This window comes from Ruegeria sp. K11 (assembly GCF_056531905.1).
The window spans coordinates 22,852-38,878 of the sequence record NZ_JBQFMP010000021.1; the positions used below are offsets into that span (position 1 = coordinate 22,852).

At 56.7% G+C, this 16,027-nt stretch carries 19 protein-coding genes and 1 pseudogene; 13 read left to right on the forward strand and 7 right to left on the reverse strand.

Going from position 1 to position 16,027, the window contains the following annotated elements; translation table 11 throughout:
- The first annotated feature begins 26 nt into the window (after nucleotides 1–26).
- Together ACR0K4_RS21405 and ACR0K4_RS21410 are read left to right on the forward strand one after the other, a co-directional pair.
- Nucleotides 27–905, forward strand: coding sequence for a hypothetical protein (locus ACR0K4_RS21405; RefSeq protein ID WP_480855697.1), 879 nt, complete (start codon nucleotides 27–29; stop codon nucleotides 903–905).
- The gene (locus tag ACR0K4_RS21410; protein WP_480855699.1) at nucleotides 905–1,684 is read left to right on the forward strand and encodes an alpha/beta fold hydrolase; all 780 of its coding nucleotides are present in this window, start codon (nucleotides 905–907) and stop codon (nucleotides 1,682–1,684) included. The genes ACR0K4_RS21405 and ACR0K4_RS21410 overlap by 1 nt, the downstream gene beginning before the upstream one ends.
- 10 nt (nucleotides 1,685–1,694) lie before the next feature.
- Here ACR0K4_RS21410 and ACR0K4_RS21415 read toward each other — a convergent pair whose 3' ends face one another.
- Entirely contained in the window at nucleotides 1,695–2,327 is a 633-nt protein-coding gene (locus ACR0K4_RS21415; protein ID WP_480855700.1) for a glutathione S-transferase family protein, read from the reverse strand.
- A 107-nt stretch (nucleotides 2,328–2,434) separates the two neighbouring features.
- Between ACR0K4_RS21415 and ACR0K4_RS21420 the strand changes: the two genes are divergently transcribed.
- From ACR0K4_RS21420 to ACR0K4_RS21430, 3 genes are all read left to right on the forward strand, one after another.
- On the forward strand, nucleotides 2,435–3,151 hold the full coding sequence (locus ACR0K4_RS21420) for a TetR/AcrR family transcriptional regulator (RefSeq protein WP_480855701.1): 717 nt from the start codon (nucleotides 2,435–2,437) through the stop codon (nucleotides 3,149–3,151).
- 62 nt (nucleotides 3,152–3,213) lie between these two features.
- Nucleotides 3,214–3,738, forward strand: a complete 525-nt coding sequence (locus ACR0K4_RS21425; RefSeq protein ID WP_480521313.1) for a peroxiredoxin-like family protein — start codon at nucleotides 3,214–3,216, stop codon at nucleotides 3,736–3,738.
- 181 nt (nucleotides 3,739–3,919) lie between these two features.
- On the forward strand, nucleotides 3,920–4,885 hold the full coding sequence (locus ACR0K4_RS21430) for a hypothetical protein (RefSeq protein ID WP_480855702.1): 966 nt from the start codon (nucleotides 3,920–3,922) through the stop codon (nucleotides 4,883–4,885).
- 305 nt (nucleotides 4,886–5,190) lie between these two features.
- Here the strand turns inward: ACR0K4_RS21430 and ACR0K4_RS21435 are convergent, their stop codons facing one another.
- Complete coding sequence (locus ACR0K4_RS21435) at nucleotides 5,191–5,985, reverse strand: helix-turn-helix transcriptional regulator (protein WP_480521309.1); 795 nt, start codon at nucleotides 5,983–5,985, stop codon at nucleotides 5,191–5,193.
- Between the two features lie 111 nt (nucleotides 5,986–6,096).
- Here ACR0K4_RS21435 and ACR0K4_RS21440 point away from each other — a divergent pair, with 111 nt between their 5' ends.
- The 8 genes from ACR0K4_RS21440 to ACR0K4_RS21475 all read left to right on the forward strand — a co-directional run bounded on the left by ACR0K4_RS21440 (nucleotide 6,097) and on the right by ACR0K4_RS21475 (nucleotide 13,057).
- The gene (locus tag ACR0K4_RS21440) at nucleotides 6,097–7,215 is read left to right on the forward strand and encodes an ABC transporter ATP-binding protein (RefSeq protein WP_480521308.1); all 1,119 of its coding nucleotides are present in this window, start codon (nucleotides 6,097–6,099) and stop codon (nucleotides 7,213–7,215) included.
- 40 nt (nucleotides 7,216–7,255) lie between these two features.
- Entirely contained in the window at nucleotides 7,256–8,410 is a 1,155-nt protein-coding gene (locus ACR0K4_RS21445; protein ID WP_480521306.1) for an ABC transporter substrate-binding protein, read from the forward strand.
- Between the two features lie 11 nt (nucleotides 8,411–8,421).
- Nucleotides 8,422–9,273, forward strand: a complete 852-nt coding sequence (locus ACR0K4_RS21450) for an ABC transporter permease (RefSeq protein WP_480521304.1) — start codon at nucleotides 8,422–8,424, stop codon at nucleotides 9,271–9,273.
- A 10-nt stretch (nucleotides 9,274–9,283) separates the two neighbouring features.
- Nucleotides 9,284–10,096 (forward strand): ABC transporter permease, encoded by an 813-nt coding sequence (locus ACR0K4_RS21455; RefSeq protein WP_480521303.1) that lies wholly within the window; start codon nucleotides 9,284–9,286, stop codon nucleotides 10,094–10,096.
- Nucleotides 10,097–10,117: 21 nt separating this feature from the next.
- Nucleotides 10,118–10,876: an SDR family NAD(P)-dependent oxidoreductase gene (locus ACR0K4_RS21460; RefSeq protein WP_480855704.1), complete on the forward strand. Its 759-nt coding sequence runs from the start codon at nucleotides 10,118–10,120 to the stop codon at nucleotides 10,874–10,876.
- A gap of 25 nt (nucleotides 10,877–10,901) precedes the next feature.
- Nucleotides 10,902–11,672, forward strand: a complete 771-nt coding sequence (locus ACR0K4_RS21465; protein WP_480521299.1) for an SDR family NAD(P)-dependent oxidoreductase — start codon at nucleotides 10,902–10,904, stop codon at nucleotides 11,670–11,672.
- A gap of 13 nt (nucleotides 11,673–11,685) precedes the next feature.
- On the forward strand, nucleotides 11,686–12,390 hold the full coding sequence (locus ACR0K4_RS21470; RefSeq protein ID WP_480521297.1) for a glutathione binding-like protein: 705 nt from the start codon (nucleotides 11,686–11,688) through the stop codon (nucleotides 12,388–12,390).
- Nucleotides 12,391–12,454: 64 nt separating this feature from the next.
- The gene (locus tag ACR0K4_RS21475; protein WP_480855706.1) at nucleotides 12,455–13,057 is read left to right on the forward strand and encodes a hypothetical protein; all 603 of its coding nucleotides are present in this window, start codon (nucleotides 12,455–12,457) and stop codon (nucleotides 13,055–13,057) included.
- Nucleotides 13,058–13,348: 291 nt separating this feature from the next.
- Here the strand turns inward: ACR0K4_RS21475 and ACR0K4_RS21480 are convergent, their stop codons facing one another.
- The 5 genes and pseudogenes from ACR0K4_RS21480 to ACR0K4_RS21500 form a co-directional block, all read right to left on the reverse strand.
- Nucleotides 13,349–14,515 (reverse strand): M20 aminoacylase family protein, encoded by a 1,167-nt coding sequence (locus tag ACR0K4_RS21480; RefSeq protein WP_480855707.1) that lies wholly within the window; start codon nucleotides 14,513–14,515, stop codon nucleotides 13,349–13,351.
- A 166-nt stretch (nucleotides 14,516–14,681) separates the two neighbouring features.
- Entirely contained in the window at nucleotides 14,682–15,146 is a 465-nt protein-coding gene (locus ACR0K4_RS21485; RefSeq protein ID WP_480855708.1) for a hypothetical protein, read from the reverse strand.
- A gap of 89 nt (nucleotides 15,147–15,235) precedes the next feature.
- Nucleotides 15,236–15,526 (reverse strand): hypothetical protein, encoded by a 291-nt coding sequence (locus ACR0K4_RS21490; protein WP_480855709.1) that lies wholly within the window; start codon nucleotides 15,524–15,526, stop codon nucleotides 15,236–15,238.
- A gap of 83 nt (nucleotides 15,527–15,609) precedes the next feature.
- A pseudogene (locus ACR0K4_RS21495) lies at nucleotides 15,610–15,723 on the reverse strand (c-type cytochrome); the annotation flags it as partial.
- A gap of 124 nt (nucleotides 15,724–15,847) precedes the next feature.
- A partial coding sequence (locus tag ACR0K4_RS21500; protein WP_480855710.1) for a CopD family protein occupies nucleotides 15,848–16,027 on the reverse strand: 180 nt, incomplete at its 5' end.

The following is a 16,027-nucleotide window of genomic DNA, read 5'->3' on the forward strand; positions in this document are numbered from 1 at the left end:
TTTGCCGTGTGTCAGGGAGGGCACCTATGGAGATTGGTTGGATTCGTGCGACCGGCGCGGATGTTCTGTCGCAACGGGATGTCCGGGCGCTTGTTGGCAAAGCGGATGAGTACGGCCTGCGGCAGGCCTTCATTCCCGGCCTTCACGCGACAGAAATAGAAGACCTGTCTCCAACGAAACATCTCAAGATTGCGGTAAACGGCAAGGATTTTGTTGGGCGGTCTCCTCGGGTCATGGCCGATACGATGCGCCGATTGTCCTGTCGTTGGCACGACCGTCTGGTGGTTGCAATGCCCGCCGTAACGACAACGCGGGATCGCACAACGACCCAGATGATTGAAACCCTGTTCGTCGATGGGCGGGCGACTCCGAATTATTCCGCTGATCTGGGTCATGCGTACAAGGCGGAAGTCTTGGCGACTTGCGGAAGCCGGATGGCCCCGGATATGCGCCGTGCCGCCGGAAACGGTTTTCATGCGCTTTCCCCGTGCTGGCAATCCGCGTGCCGTGTTGCGCGCTGTTGGACGGATTTTGTAATCGGGGCAACTCATGCAGGACGGCGGGCGCGTCATTCGCATTGGCATGTGGCGCGCTGTATTTTTGTATCGGATGATCCTTGTGAAGTTGCCGAGTATCGGACCAGATTGGCTGAACCTTTTCTGCGCAGGCATGGTTCCAGTTCGACTGAAGCGGGTAAACTTATCATGGCTGGCACCGCCAGTGACGTTGTCAGGCAGTTGAAGCAGTTCCGTGCGCAGGTCGGGGCATTTGGGGTGCTGCATTCCGTTGATCCCGGCCTGCCCCCGGCCAAGGCATTGAAACAGATTGATGTTTTGGCAAATGATGTTGTACCGCGCCTGTCTGGCGTTGCCCCTGCCGCCCCTAAAGAAATGGAAGCTTCCTGATGGACTATGTCCCCCACTCGATTGTCAGCGGAAAGAAAGACTTTCCGGTCATCTTACTCCTCAACTCGTTGGGCACCACGACAACCATGTGGAACCCGCAACTGCCTCTGTTAGAGGAACATTACCGGGTGATCCGCGTGGACACGCGCGGTCATGGCGAAAGTGCAACGCCCGAGGGGCCATACAGCCTTGATGATCTGGTGTCGGACGCACTGGGGGTTCTTGACCGCTACGATGTCCCCAACGCCAGTGTCATGGGCTGTTCGATGGGCAGCATGACCGCGCTGGGGATGGGCCTGCGTGCGCCGGACCGCATCGACCGGATCGTGTGTTCCGCGGCCCGTGCCGATGCGCCCGAGCCCTTCCGCGACAGCTGGGATCAACGCACCGCTGTGATCAATGAAAAAGGCGTCGCCGCCCTGTGGGAAGGATCACTGGGCAACTGGCTGACGCCTGCTTTCCGCGATGCCGAGACCGAACAGGTCGCCAATCTGAAAGCCGAGTTTCTGAAGACCACCGATGACGGCTACAGGGGATGCGCTGCGGCCTTGAAACAGCTGGATTACCTCAGGCACCTCCCAAGCCTCGACGTTCCGACACTGTTTATTGCGGGGTCCGAGGACAAAGGCGCCCCCCCGGCTGTCATGCAAGAGATGGCCGAGGCCGCCAAACACGGTCAGTTCGTGATGATCCCGGATGCCGGACATATCGTCAACGTGAACGCGCCCGAGGCCTTTTCTCTGGCCACAATGAACTTCCTCGAAATGGAATGCGCGTGAAGTTCGCCGCCTAGTTAGGCGCCCGCAGGCTGGAATAGTCGATCATAACGTTTTCCCTATAGGCGGGGCGGGCGCGCAGCCGTTCATAGTAGGTTCCGATGGCAGGCCAGTCGGGCCGATTCATATCTACCGTGAAGTAACGAAACAGACAGGCCCCGAACGGGACATCCGCCAGCGACAGTTTTTCGCCTGCAAGGAAAGGCTGCGCTGAAAGTTCTGTTTCGGCGATCCTGAAGCCCGAATGTAGCGTTTCCAACGCGATCTCCAACGCTGCCGGATCACGTTGAGCTTTGGGCAAACGGACCGTCTGATAGAACATGGCGATGAAAGCCGAGTAGAGTGTGCTTTGAAACCACTCCATCCACATATCCGCGCGCGCGGTATCAGTCGCGGTGTCACCTGCCAAAGGTCCTCGATAGGCATTGATCAGGTAACGGCAGATGGCGTTTGATTCCCAAAGTGTCAGATCGCCGTCGATGAGGGTGGGAACGCGGCCATTGGGGTTCAATGACAGGTAGTCTTGGTCCTGTAGACCGCCAAAGGCACCGCCCGCCTCGATCAGATCGTATTGCTGACCGCACTCGGCAAGAACCCATGTTACTTTCTGGACATTGATGGATGTTCGGCGTCCCCAAACTATCATTTTCCTGTGTCTCAACAAAATAAGTTATCAGATGATCACTTTATTGCTGTATCCGATCTTGGCCTCTGGTACGAATGAATTATCACACCCGCTGACATGAGATTGCTGTGCCCGAGTCAAAAGAGACCATAGTGCCCGAGATGGCCAAAGACGGTCATGGGAAACCGGCTGCAAAGCGACGTCGGAAGTCGTCTGAAGACCGGGCGCGCGATATTGTTGAGGCTGCAGCAGATTATTTTGCCGAGGTGGGCTTTGGCGGCAGTACGCGCGACATAGCAAAACGGGTCGGGGTCACGCAGCCGCTTTTGTATCGGTACTTCCCTGACAAGGACAGCCTGATCGAAGCTGTCTACCGAAAGGAATACCTGGAAAGCTGGAACCCGTCATGGGATGAAGGGCTGTCGGATCGCAAACGCTCGGTGCGCGACCGGTTCGAGGCCTTTTACCGATGTTATGCCGAGGCCAATTTCAACCCGCGCTGGTTGCGTATTTCGCATTTCGCGGGTCTTCGCGATACGCGGATCAATCAATGGTACAACACCCTTGTTGAAGAGCTGATCCTGCGCCAGCTGGTGCGCGAACATCGGGTTGAGCTGGGTGGGCCGGATTTACCCTTTGTCTCGGTCCCGGAACTGGAACCGGCATGGCAGATGCATGGTGGATTGCTGCACTATGCCTGGAGGCGTCATGTTCTGGAATTGCCTGCCCCGGATGATCTGCATCAGGTGATCCACGATGCGTTGAATATGTATTTCGCGATCGCACCGAAAATCTATGAACGCGAAGCAAGCAAGGTTGTTGATACAAACCAACAGGGAATTTGATTACGCCCTACGGCGGTCAGGACCTAAACCCGTAAATACAGAATTTCAAAAGGAGCACCGCCATGAGCGCGAAACTGACCCCTGACACACAGGCCCCCGATCTGAAATTGCCGCTTGTTGGTGGCGGAACCTTTGATCTGGCGGCTGAATCTCCGGAGAACTTTACGATGGTGCTGTTTTATCGCGGCCACCATTGCCCGGTCTGCAACAACTACCTGAATGGTCTCGTCGAGGTTCTGAAGGATTACCATGACGCCGGTTTCTCGGTGGTGGTCGCGTCAATGAACACGGAAGAGCTGGCGCAGAAATCGGTCGATGAATGGGGGCTGGGAGATTTGCGTGTTGCGCATTCGCTGACAGTCGATCAGGCAAAAGACTGGGGTCTTTGGATTTCGAAGGCTTTCAAGGATGTTGAGGCCGATATCTTTACCGAGCCGGGCCTGTTCTGGATACGTCCCGATGGGCGTCTTTATCTGGCGGACATTTCCAACATGCCATGGGCCCGTCCTGACCTAAAAATGCTGCTGTCCAAAGTGGGTTACGCACTTGAAAACAACTACCCTGCGCGCGGCACTTACGCGGCCTGAGTTTTGACAGTCTTGGAAAGGGCCGCCATTTGGCGGCCTTGTCTTGTAGCAAAAAACAAGATGGAAACCGTCTGATATTATAATAAGCCTTTATGCCGCAACCGTCGCATACTTTTGCCCAGCTTGGTTGTCGGAGGCCAATTCCAACCTCTGACCGCCGGGTCAGTATGGGAGGAAATGAATGCTAAAGGGCACAATGGCGGCAGCAGCCGCGCTGATCACCGCAGGATTGCCGGCAATCGCACAACAGGATCTGAAATCCGCAATGGTTGCCGCCATGGGCGAGGCAATCGAAGATCCGGCATATGTCGATGTCTTGAAGAAATACGGGCTCGAGCTGCCCGACTTGTCCGACAAAACCCTCGTCAATTCGACCGACTACGCCTATCCGGATGTCGCCGATGGGACACTTCTGGATACGGTCATGGATCGGGGCAGTTTGCGGCTTGGCTGGATTGCGGTTGGATCGCCCTGGTCCGTGCCGGGGCCTGACCCAAGTGAGCCTGTGGGCCTGTCCGTCGATTACTGGGATATCGTGATCGACAAGCTGAACGCCCATTATGGGTCTGACGTTGACCTGGATTGGGTCGAGTTTACTGAAGAGACCGGCAACAACAACATGTATCGCTGGCTTGCCACGGCCGATGATGTGGACTGCACCGGCGAAGGCCGTGATGTCGCGGGCTGTTTCGACGTAATCGGTGGCGCTTATGCGATCAACAAACGCCGCAAGGGTATTTCAGATATCACCCCGGCCTACTTCCCGCTGAACATGTCAGTTGTTCGCACGAATGTCCCCCTACCCGAAGGTGTGGGCCCGCTGGACACGGCTGAAAAAATCCGCGAGGCGATGGCCGACCCGGATATCAACATCACCCTGGCCGGGCTGCCCGATACCGGGGAAGATACCATCCTGACCAATTTCGCAAAGGAGATGGGAGCGCACTTCACGCATGCCGACCGTACACCGGGTTCAAACGTACTTGAATTTGCTCAGAACGCCGAAGACATCCATTTCGTGCTGGGAACCAATGTGCGCTTGTCGACGACCCGTTTCAGGGATCCCGATCTTTGCGCCGATTGTACGTTCATTCCAAACCTTTTGGTGTTTGGAGGTGTTGGTTTCGCCACGGCGCTGGTCGATTAAGGCGCGTCGCGTAATCCAAACGAAAACCTGACGACCAACATTGGAAGGTACTGGAGCAAGAACACTTCCCGCCGTTCGCTTCCCGGCGGGAAGGTCCGTTTCTGGAGCTCCACTCTGGCGGATGCCCCGCTCAACCAAAGTTCTTTTGGCAAGACCTTCTTGATTGCGTCCAGGGCGAAATTCTCGGTATCAACCTGTGTCACGGTCCCATCGAACCGCACATAAGGGCTCAGCGCCCGACCCATGAAGGACACTGCGACCAGCATCAGTTCAACATTGGCCCAAATCAGCGGCTAACCAATTGTTTACTCATTTCCCATGGTCTGCAAGAAAACTGAAAACAATTCCCCCTGCGAGTTGATGCGCAGTTTGGAATAGACGTTGCGCCGGTGTATGCGCACGGTGCCGGGAGAAATGCTCAGAAGCTTCCCGATCGCTTCAGAGGAATGTCCGCGCAGCGTCAGCTCAACTATTTGACCTTCTCTCGGGGTCAAAACGCCGTCGCCGATTGACTTGAAAGCGGTGGAGACTTTCTGGTTCATGAGTTCAGATGTTTTGGCCCTGTCTTTTCTTTCTGTATCCGACCAATGACGGCGGCAAAGCGCGTCCACGACTGGCTGGATATCCGACAAAACCCGCATCTCAGTTTTGCTGAATTTCTTCTCGGTCCGCATCAACGATACGACGATCGAAAGACGGTCATCTACGTCCATCAGGAATCCAACTTCTTCAGCCAGTCCGGTTTGGGCATAGTAGCTGCGGAAATATTCACCCTGATAGAACCGGTCAGGGGCGATTTCCTTCAGGCGCCAGATGCCAGGCGGCGTTTCCCCTGTGCTTGCCAGAAAGAACGGGTCGATTAAATAGGGCCCCTCAAGATACTCATCGACATGCAGTTTCTGCCGCTCGGGCGTGAAGTCATCGAACAGGGCAAGGGGTCTCTCGTTCCCTCGGTATCCGAAAACAACCGTGTATTCATAAGGCACTACGCTACGCACGCCCTCGGCAAGAGTGGCTGGGAAATCGGGACTTCCCAGCGCATCCAGACACTGTGCTGTCTGCTGGTTCCAATCCGTCGGCATCTTGTCGACCTTCTGCAATTCAAAATAATCTATAACAAAGATCATATTTACATAAAGCCATTTTTCTAGAAAATTTTCCCAGTTGCGTTATAGACGCTCACTGACTGAAAAGTCTTGCGGGGGGAAATCTTGCTGGATCACGGAGTCCAATCTGAGGATCTTTTGACACCCATCGCCGAGATGCGGGGTGTCTCGAAGCGCTATGGGGCAGTCGTGGCTGTGAACGATATGAATCTCAGCATTCAAAAGGGTGAGTTTCTGTCCTTTCTGGGCCCCTCCGGGTGCGGCAAGACCACCGCACTCAGAATGCTGGCAGGCTTCGAAACCCCGACTGAGGGCCAGGTTCTGATCGGCAACGAGGACGTCTCGGCGCTTGAGCCCTACCGCCGTCCGGTCAACATGGTGTTCCAAAGCTATGCCCTGTTTCCGCATATGACTGTGGCCCAAAACATTGCCTATGGGTTGGATCAGCGGCGACCCCGCCTGCCCAAGGCCGAGATCGCGGACCGCGTCGCCAAAGTGCTGGAAACGGTGCGGCTGGGTGAATTTGGGGCACGCCGAATTTGGGAAATGTCGGGCGGTCAGCAACAGCGCGTGGCTTTGGCCCGCGCCATCGTGAACGAACCCAAACTGCTATTGCTGGACGAACCGCTGGCGGCGCTGGATCGCAAGCTGCGCAAGGAAATGCAGATCGAATTGCAGGACATTCAGCGCCAGTTGGGCATAACCTTCGTTCTGGTCACGCATGATCAGGAAGAGGCGCTGTCGCTCTCTGACAGGATCTGCGTGATGCGCGCAGGCGAGATTTTGCAGGCCGGGAGCCCACAGGACCTATACGACCGACCAACCACGCGCTATGTCGCCGACTTCGTCGGGACGTCGAACTTTTTCGACGGAACAGTGGCCGCCAGCTCCGGCTGCGAAAGCGGGATAAAACTTGTCACCGGTCAGACATTTGCCAGCGCCGCCAAAAGCGAATTGGCCGCCGGTCAGCCTGGTTGTCTGAGCGTACGCCCCGAACAAATCAGACTCAGCCGTTCGGACGTGCCCGGTGGGCTGGAGACAACTGTGCAAAACCGCATCTTTCTGGGGGAACACACCGAATATGTGGTTCGCCACGAACAACTTGGGAACATCACGGTACTGGCCCCCCGCCAATCAGACGCAGGGCTGTCGGCCCTTGGAAAAGGCGACACAGTCTGGGTTCACTGGACGCCGGATGCCGCACTGATCCTGCGACCGGAATAACGAAAAGAAGACCGAAAATCACCTAACTGGGAGAAGCAACATGAAAGACGATACCTACATTTCAAAACGAAAGTTCATGGAAGAACTGCGGCGTTATGAAAAAGGCTCGATCTCGCGACGTCAGTTTCTGGGAACAACCGGTCTGGGAGCTGCCGCTGCCGTAATGGCCGGGGCCGTGCCGGGGCTTGCCCCTTCGCGCGCGTTTGCGGGTGACATCGGCGATCGGGTCGTGCTGGCGACCTGGCCGAACTACCATGACCCTGCCAACTTTGACATTTTCACGGATGAAACCGGCGCCTTTGCGCAGGTCAATGTCTTTGGTTCAAACGAAGAGATGCTGGCCAAGTTGCAGGCTGGGGGCAGCGGCTGGGATGTGTATGTCCCCACGAACTACACGATCACGACCTATGTGGACGAAGACCTGATCGAGCCGCTCGATCTGTCGAAATTGCCCAACTATGACCCTGAATCCTTCGATCCGCGGTTCTCGGACGCGGGTATCGTTGACGGTGTGGTCTATGCAGTGCCTAAAAACTGGGGCACCACGGGGATGGCCATCAACACCTCGCACAATGACGGCAAGCCCTTTGACAGCTGGAAAGAGTTCTTCGACCGGACGATGGATGACTTTACTGGCCGGACCATGGTGCATGACTACCAGCTGACCACCATCGGCGCGGCGCTGAACTATCACGGCTATTCTTTCAATTCCGTGGATGAGGCCGAGTTGGCGGACGCCGAGAAATTGCTGATTGACGTCAAACCCCATCTGTTTGCGATCACGTCCGACTATCAGCCCGGCATGCGGTCAGGCGATGCCTGGCTGACGATCTGCTGGACGGGCGATGGCAAGCAGCTCAGCACCGACATGCCAGAGATTGCGTTTGCACTGGGTCGCGAAGGTGGCGAGCTTTGGAGCGATTACTACGCCATCCCGAAGGGCGCTCCTCACAAGGATGCGGCCTATGCGCTGATCAACTTCATGCTTTCACCCGAGGTGAACGCACGCGAAGCTCTGGCACACGGGTATCCGGTTGCCGACAGCCGCACCAATGCGCTGCTGCCCGAGTCGGTGCTGAACGATCCTATTCTCTATCCTGCAGCTGAACGTCTGAGTGCGTTGGAATTTGGCGCGGCCGCCACACTCACGGACCCGAACCGTGCCGAGCTGATGGCCCGGTTCAAATCGGCCTGATCGGACACAGCATGACGAACCGCGAAAGAAACTGGCTTTTGGTTGCGCCCGCAGGGGCGTGGCTGCTGGTCATGCTTGTTCTTCCGCTATCCGTCGTGCTGGTGTTCAGCTTTGGAGAGCGGGCACCCTCGGGAGGGTGGGTGCCCGCATTTACCTTTGAACAATATGCGAATTTGCCGGCACGTTTCACGGCGTTCAAGAACACGCTGACGCTGGCCCCATTGGGCACTTTGGCCGCTTTGATCATTGCCTACCCGCTGGCCTATCAACTGGCGGTCAAAACCGACCCCAAATGGAAAACCGTCTTATTGGTGCTGGTGATTGTGCCTTTCTGGACCTCGATCCTGATCCGCAGCTATGCGTGGATTTTCATCCTCGGCGGGCAGGGTTTGCCCGCGCTGTTGGCGGTTTTTGGTCTGGAAGATGTGCGCCTGATCTACACCCCGACGGCCGTCACCATCGGGATCATCTATGGCTATCTTCCGCTGATGGTATTTCCGATCTACGTGGCGCTCGACCGGTTGGACAAACGTCTGCTTGAGGCGTCCGCCGATCTGGGTGCGAACCCGCTGACAACCTTTCTGCGCGTTACGCTACCCATGTCGATCTCGGGCATCGCCACCGGCTGTATGCTGGTTTTCATCCTGCTGATGGGAGAGTTCCTGATCCCCGCACTTTTAGGCGGCGGCAAAGTGTTCTTTGTCGGAAACGCACTGGTCGATCTGTTCCTGCAATCGCGCAACTGGGCCTTTGGCTCGGCGGTGGCTGTCATGCTGATCCTGGTGATGCTTTTGACTGTCACCATTTATATGCGTCTGATTTCGCGGCTGAGTGCCCAGCGCGAAGACGTGTCTATCATGTGAGGGGCATGGGATGCGTCTTTATTCCCTGATGGTCTACGTTTTCCTCTACACACCAATCGCCATCATCGCCTTGTTCAGCTTCAGTGCCGGTCGCAGCGCTAGCCAGTTCGAAGGCTTCTCGATCAAGTGGTACGGACGCGCGTTGAACAACCCCTTTGTGATGGAGGCCTTGGGCAACAGCCTGTTTGTTGCCTTCGTCTCAGCGACTTTGGCCAGCATTCTGGGGACACTCGCCGCTGTGGGTCTGCAAGGCATCAAGGGCCCAGTGCGCGCGGTGTTTGACGCCATCATCTATATCGCCGTCATGATCCCCGGCATCGTGATCGGCATCGCCACTCTGATCGCCCTTGTCACCGTATTTGATGTGGTGAACCCGTGGTTGGAAAGCATCTGGTCCGATCCAGAGGCCGCCCCTGCCCTGTCCATGGGCATGCCCTCGTTGATCGCCGCGCACACCATGTTTACGCTGGCGCTTGTCGTGCTGATCGTCCGCGCGCGGTTGCAAGGCCTCGAAGGGGCACTGTCCGAGGCATCCGCTGACCTTTACGCTCCGCCTTTGCGCACATTCCGGCTGATCACCCTGCCCCTGATTGCGCCCGCCATTCTGGCAGGTTTCCTGCTAAGCTTCACCTTCAGCTTCGACGACTTCATCATCGCCTTCTTCGTGGCCGGATCGGAAACCACCCTGCCGATTTACGTCTTTTCCTCGATCCGTCGCGGCGTGACACCCGAAATCAATGCGATCGGCACGATGGTGATGCTGGCATCCCTTGTTCTGCTGGTCGCCGCGCAACTCATTCTCAGGCGCGGCGACAAGCGCTGATCCAACCTTTAGGAGACCTCAATGCTGTTGCACAATCGTGTTGCATTCGTAACTGGCGCGGGTTCGGGTATCGGGGCTGCAGGCGCGCGGGCAATGGCGCGCGAAGGCGCGCATGTGATTGTGACAGACAGGAATGCCGAGGCCGCCACGGCAGTCGCCCAAAGCATTACCAAATGCGGGGGCATAGCGACCGCGCGCGAGGTCGATGTCACGGATGACGCAACCCTCACCAAAGCCATCGAACAGACGGTCCATGACGAAGGGCGCCTGGACATTATTCATTCTCATGCTGGGGTTCAGATTGAGGGCAAATTGGAACAGGTTTGCGTCGATGACATGGATCTGTCCTGGCGGCTGAATGTCCGGTCGCATTTCGTGGCCGCCCAAGCCGCTCTGCCGACGATGCGTCAGCAGGGCGGTGGCAGCGTGGTGATCACGTCCTCAAATTCCGGAGTACAGTTCGACCGCGAGATGATCGCATACGCGACGACGAAACACGCCGTTCTGGCGATGACCCGCCAGATGGCCGCCGATTACGCCAAAGAGAATATCCGCTTTAACGCATTGTGCCCCGGTTTCATCGATACGCCGTTCAACCTTGGCTTTGAAACGCAGATGGGTGGGCGCGACAAGCTGGAGGCTTACGTGGCCGACACCATCCCTATGGGACGGTTCGGAACGGTCGAGGAGATTGCCGAAGCCATCGTCTTTCTTGCCTCGGACAAGTCTTCGTTCATGACCGGGCACGCCTTTGTGGTCGATGGCGGAGAATGCATCTGAACGATCTGATGGGGAGGATTTGATCATGACAGGGCGATTGGCTGGGAAGACCGCCGTGATTTCCGGCGGCGCAGCCGGGATGGGGCGCGCCACGGCGCTATTGTTTGCGCAGGAAGGCGCGCGGGTGGCCATCATCGACATCCAGAAAGAGGCCGGGGACGAAACCGTCAGCATGATCCGCGATGCGGGGGGCGAGGCGTGGCTCTTTCAGGCGGACGTTACGAAAGCGGACCAGATCGACGCCGCTTTTGACGCAATCAAATCAGACGTCGGCCCCTATGACGTGCTGTTCAATCATGCGGGCACAATCATCGTCAAACCGCTGCACGACTCCACCGAGGAAGACTATGACCGGCTGATGGACATCAACGTCAAATCCGCGTTCTTGGTGTGTCGTCGCGCTTTGCCCGAAATGGCCGTGAATGGGGGCGGTTCCGTGGTGATCACGGCCTCGATCGCGTCGGAACTGGGATATGCGCTTGAATCGCTCTACTGCATGTCGAAAGGCGCGGTTTTGCAGCTGTCACGGACCATCGCCGTTGAATATCGGGACCAGGGCATCCGCTGCAACGCGGTCTGTCCGGGTTTCGTGAAAACCGCCCATGGGCTGCGCGAGATTGCCGAGTTGGATGCCCAGGGGCAACAATGGGAAGACGGCGATCTTGCCGCCACCCAAGGCCGCATCTGCGAACCTGAAGAGGTGGCAAACGCCGTTCTGTTCCTTGCCTCGGATGAGGCCAGCTTTGTCAACGGCGCGGCCCTTTATGTCGACAACGGCTGGTACACCAAGGGCTGACAGAGGGGTTTTCATGATTGATTTCTACTCGGCGCAAACGCCCAACGGGCAGAAGATTCACATCATGCTGGAAGAATGCGGTCTGACCTATCGGCTGCATTGGGTCGATATCGACGCAGGCGATCAGTTCGCACCGGAATTCCTGCGGATCAGCCCCAACAACAAGATCCCCGCCCTTGTGGATCACGACACGCCGGACGGCACGATCGAGCTGTTCGAATCCGGTGCGATCCTTCTCTATCTGGCGGAAAAAACCGGACAGTTCCTGCCCGATGACACGCAGGGCCGATGGGACACAATCAAGTGGCTGATGTGGCAGATGGGCGGGTTTGGTCCGATGCTGGGACAGGCGCACCACTTCAATATGTACGCGCCCATGAATCCGAACGGCGCGGTCGTTCTGCCCTATGCGCAAGAGCGTTATACCAATGAAGCCGGGCGGCTCTACAGCGTTCTGGACCGCAGGCTTGATGGCCGCGATTGGGTGGCCGCCGATCGATACACCATTGCTGACATGGCCATCTTCCCCTGGTGCCGTCTTGCCGAACGGCAGGGCCAGAACATCGCAGAGTTTCCCAATGTTCAGCGCTGGTTTGCTGCTATCGCAGCGCGTCCGGCCGTCGCCCGCGACATGGAAAAGACCAAAGACATCGTCGAAGGGTTTACCCCCGAGGAATGGGAAGCGTCGTTCGGCAAACCTCAATACGAGCGCAGGTAGAAAGGAGGGTCCGATCAAAAAGCCCACCAGTGTCGCCGCTTTGACCGAACTGGGTCGCGTTCGCTTGTCCGAGCATTTTTTCATGCGCGAGATGCTCTATAGCGAAGTGGCTAATTTCCACGGGATGCAAAACATACCCGACGATCCCGATCTTGCGATCGAGGTCGGGCGCAACTTGTGTGAGAACATTCTGGAGCCCCTATATGCCGCCTTTGGCCATGTCACCGTGCGCAGTGCTTTCAGGTCGGCCGAGGTGAACGGGTTCTGTCATCAAAAACTGACGGAAACCGGCAGCGCGGAGGGCGGCTATTACTGCTCGGACAACACATACAGTGCGGCGCGCCATATCTGGGACCACAGGGATACCGACGGGCATTTCGGCGGGACAGTTTCGATTGTAATTCCGTGGTATCTGCCTCGGTTTGAACAGACCCAAGACCCCAAACCTCTGGCGTGGTGGATCCGGGACAACATTCCGGCCTACGCAGAGGTCATGATCTTCCCGTGGCTCTGTGCGTTCAATATTCGCTGGTATTCCGGTCCCAGCGATCAGCAGATCATTCTGGACGACGGCCAGACGTCAACGGTTCTGACTGACCGGACAATGGCGAATTATCACCAGGACCAAAGCGCAACATATACGGGCTTTCCAAAGGGCGGTCTTTGACCGCCGTCTGACGCTAGACCGGGAAATGCTTGGGGAAAAACCGCGACAGGGCCATCAGACTGCGATCAGGCAACGGTGCTGCGCAATAGGCTATCAGGTGGCAACACCCATCAAAGCAGCATTATAGGCCAGTTTCTTCTGTCGAAATCCGGTCGTTTTGGGCTCTCGGCCTCCATTGGATTTGTCGTGGGATATTCTTCGAATAGTTATTTGACCAGAGCAGGTGCGGGCAAAGCTCCAATTCGCTGCGGTAGCACCATCGTCCGCTTTGACAACGAACGTTCATGCGTGTCAGATCGCCAATTTCTGCTCAACAATCGTAGCAAAGTACGCGCAGCCATAAGCGAGTGCGTCATCATTGAAATCGAAGGCCGGGTTGTGCAATGCCGCGCTGTCTCCGTTGCCGATAAACATGAAATTGCCGGGACGCTGCTCAAGCATGAACGAAAAATCCTCTCCGCCCATGGTTGGCGTTCGGTTGCCGTCAACTGCCTCGGAGCCCACCAGTTTGGTGGCCGCATCTATGGCAAAGTCGGTTTGTGTCGGGTCGTTCTCTGTCACCGGCAAATCGTCGATGTAATTGAGATGGATGTCCGTACCCGTCATGGACGCTGCACCCGCGCAAATTTCGAACATCCTTTGTTTACCCAAAGCACGTGCCTTGCTGGATAGGCTGCGCACGGTCCCTCTGATCTCCGCTGTCTCAGCAATGATGTTATCTGCTGTCCCCATGTGGATTTGCGTGATTGAAACGACATGCTGCGCCGACGCATTTATTGAACGCGACACAATCGTCTGGAAACCCTGGATGATCTGGGCAACGGCAATGGCCGGATCGAGACCCTCGTGTGGAAAAGCTGCATGGCAACCTTTGCCAGTTATTTGCACTTCAAAGAGGTCCGCTGACCCCATTATGCCACCCTGACGAGTCGAGAAATGGCCGATGGGCAGACCAGGAGACGTATGAAGCGCAAAAACGCTTTGAATACCAAAACGGTCCATCAGACCATCCTGAACCATGGCGAGGCCACCGCCTTCCGCCTCTTCCGCTGGTTGGAAAATCAGAACCGCAGTTCCGTTGAAATTACGGGTCTCGCTGAGATAGCGAGCAGCGCCCAGCAGCATCGTTGTGTGCCCATCATGTCCGCAGGCATGCATTCGGCCTTCTATCTTAGACGCGTAAGGAAGATTTGTCTGCTCCTGCATGGGCAAAGCGTCCATGTCCGCCCGCAAGCCAATCACTTTGTCGCTTGCTATACTTTCGCCTTTTATCACCGCAACGACGCCGGTTTTCCCAATACCAGTATGAACTTCGTCGACACCCATCTCATGCAAGCGCTCGGCAACCAAACCGGCGGTTCTATGAACGTCGAAAGTAATTTCCGGATGTGCGTGAAAGTCGCGACGCCATTCAAATAGTTCCGTTAGCTGCGTGTCAAAAACATCAGTGTGAACCATTGGTCTGCCCTCAGAAATGACCTTCAATGACATGATGCTACACGAAAGCGGTCATGATCAATTGGCGGTTCTTCGGTTTCAACAGCAAACTGAACGGCTGTGGTCTGGTGAAGAAGAAAGTAGCCGATGTCACGGCACCGGGACAGAACAAGGGGCGCGTGTCCATTCAGCAAAGCAAAACGCAGAAACCGGCACGCTTCGAAATTTCCGAAGGTACACCTGCTTCCGTCGAGAAGTGGATGGAAAATGAGATCATGGTCGGGTCCGAGTATCTTTGGCCAGACCGTCTCCATGAGCGTTTGCACATCTCAGCCCGACAGTATGCCCGGATGGTCCGGGATTGGGTGACGTCCAAGGGACTTCGGGCAAGCGCCTCCTCAAAGGCCGGAACCAGATCAGTGCTATCGTCTACGACACCCACGTCGCGATTGATCTGGAACGCAATTGTGAGGTCGTGGTGTGCATAATGCCTCCGACTTGAGACGTAACCGGGAAACCAGCCGCCGTGACCGAATACGGGACCGTGCGGGGTTTCCCGGTAGATCGCGATGCCGGCGCCGTAGAACACGCCCGGTGCATCAGGATGGACCGCCACACCGTCCAGCAAGGAGCCCAAATGCTCATTGTTCATGGCAGCACCTGAAAAAACGCATTCCCCCCGCGAGCAATGTCGGTTGAGACGAATGCAAGTCCTCCCCCTGTCCATTCGACAACTAGGTTCTATGTCAGGCGACCGTCGCCATTGATCGTTCGAGGCGCGAGGCCGCCGGGATTGCCGTCTATGGTGCATCCAACCGCAATGCCTTCGCGCGCTGTTCTGTCCGACGGAACCGTGGCTGTGAGGCCCAACGGCAGAAGCAGGCGTTCAGCGCCAAGTTCGAACACGCTTGCATCCGTCGCGGCCCCCATGATCAGAGTGTAGCAGGTGTCGGTGTAGCTCCATGTTGCCCCGGCCTCAAAGAGCGCAGGCTCGTCCAACACAAAGGAAACCAAGTCCGTTGGATCGGACATGCCCACGCGACCTATCGCGCTTAACTCAGTCGCAACTCCATCCATGTGAACGTGGTCCGACGGACCCGATGTGTGGATAAGCCATCGACGCCACCCGCGGCTAACGCCTCTTCGCCTCCTAGCTGAGTGAATTCGAATAGAAGCTGGTTGTCGTAGTGCCATGTATGCCCGGTTTCGTCATGGGGCGGCGCGGGCAGTGTTCAACGTAAAGGGTCTGCCCACCGGACAAATTCCAGCCGTCCATTTCGTGACCAGCAATTGCGCCCGTCGCGAAGCTGACAAACGGGACGAGTAAATAGTCCGGCCTGTTCACGGAATACCTCAATTCGGTAGGGTCAGAACGCTGGTAAGCGTCGCGGTTGCAGCAAGGATAAAAAAAATGATCACAGTTTCGATTTCAATGGAGCGAACCAAGTGGCGGGCAGCTTTGTCGTCCCCGGACTGCATGGCCGGAACGAAGCGGAGCTTGTTTGCGGCTGCCAACGTCAAGACCAAGACAAC

What these genes read in the sequence shown, in the direction of transcription:
- ACR0K4_RS21445 (WP_480521306.1), top strand. Translation starts at nt 7,256, where the DNA reads ATGAAAGACGATACCTACATTTCAAAACGAAAGTTCATGGAAGAACTG.
- ACR0K4_RS21485 (WP_480855708.1), bottom strand. Translation starts at nt 15,146, where the DNA reads ATGAACAATGAGCATTTGGGCTCCTTGCTGGACGGTGTGGCGGTCCAT.
- ACR0K4_RS21425 (WP_480521313.1), top strand. Translation starts at nt 3,214, where the DNA reads ATGAGCGCGAAACTGACCCCTGACACACAGGCCCCCGATCTGAAATTG.
- ACR0K4_RS21465 (WP_480521299.1), top strand. Translation starts at nt 10,902, where the DNA reads ATGACAGGGCGATTGGCTGGGAAGACCGCCGTGATTTCCGGCGGCGCA.
- ACR0K4_RS21470 (WP_480521297.1), top strand. Translation starts at nt 11,686, where the DNA reads ATGATTGATTTCTACTCGGCGCAAACGCCCAACGGGCAGAAGATTCAC.
- ACR0K4_RS21430 (WP_480855702.1), top strand. Translation starts at nt 3,920, where the DNA reads ATGCTAAAGGGCACAATGGCGGCAGCAGCCGCGCTGATCACCGCAGGA.
- ACR0K4_RS21405 (WP_480855697.1), top strand. Translation starts at nt 27, where the DNA reads ATGGAGATTGGTTGGATTCGTGCGACCGGCGCGGATGTTCTGTCGCAA.
- ACR0K4_RS21490 (WP_480855709.1), bottom strand. Translation starts at nt 15,526, where the DNA reads ATGTCCGATCCAACGGACTTGGTTTCCTTTGTGTTGGACGAGCCTGCG.
- ACR0K4_RS21480 (WP_480855707.1), bottom strand. Translation starts at nt 14,515, where the DNA reads ATGGTTCACACTGATGTTTTTGACACGCAGCTAACGGAACTATTTGAA.
- ACR0K4_RS21415 (WP_480855700.1), bottom strand. Translation starts at nt 2,327, where the DNA reads ATGATAGTTTGGGGACGCCGAACATCCATCAATGTCCAGAAAGTAACA.
- ACR0K4_RS21455 (WP_480521303.1), top strand. Translation starts at nt 9,284, where the DNA reads ATGCGTCTTTATTCCCTGATGGTCTACGTTTTCCTCTACACACCAATC.
- ACR0K4_RS21410 (WP_480855699.1), top strand. Translation starts at nt 905, where the DNA reads ATGGACTATGTCCCCCACTCGATTGTCAGCGGAAAGAAAGACTTTCCG.
- ACR0K4_RS21460 (WP_480855704.1), top strand. Translation starts at nt 10,118, where the DNA reads ATGCTGTTGCACAATCGTGTTGCATTCGTAACTGGCGCGGGTTCGGGT.
- ACR0K4_RS21450 (WP_480521304.1), top strand. Translation starts at nt 8,422, where the DNA reads ATGACGAACCGCGAAAGAAACTGGCTTTTGGTTGCGCCCGCAGGGGCG.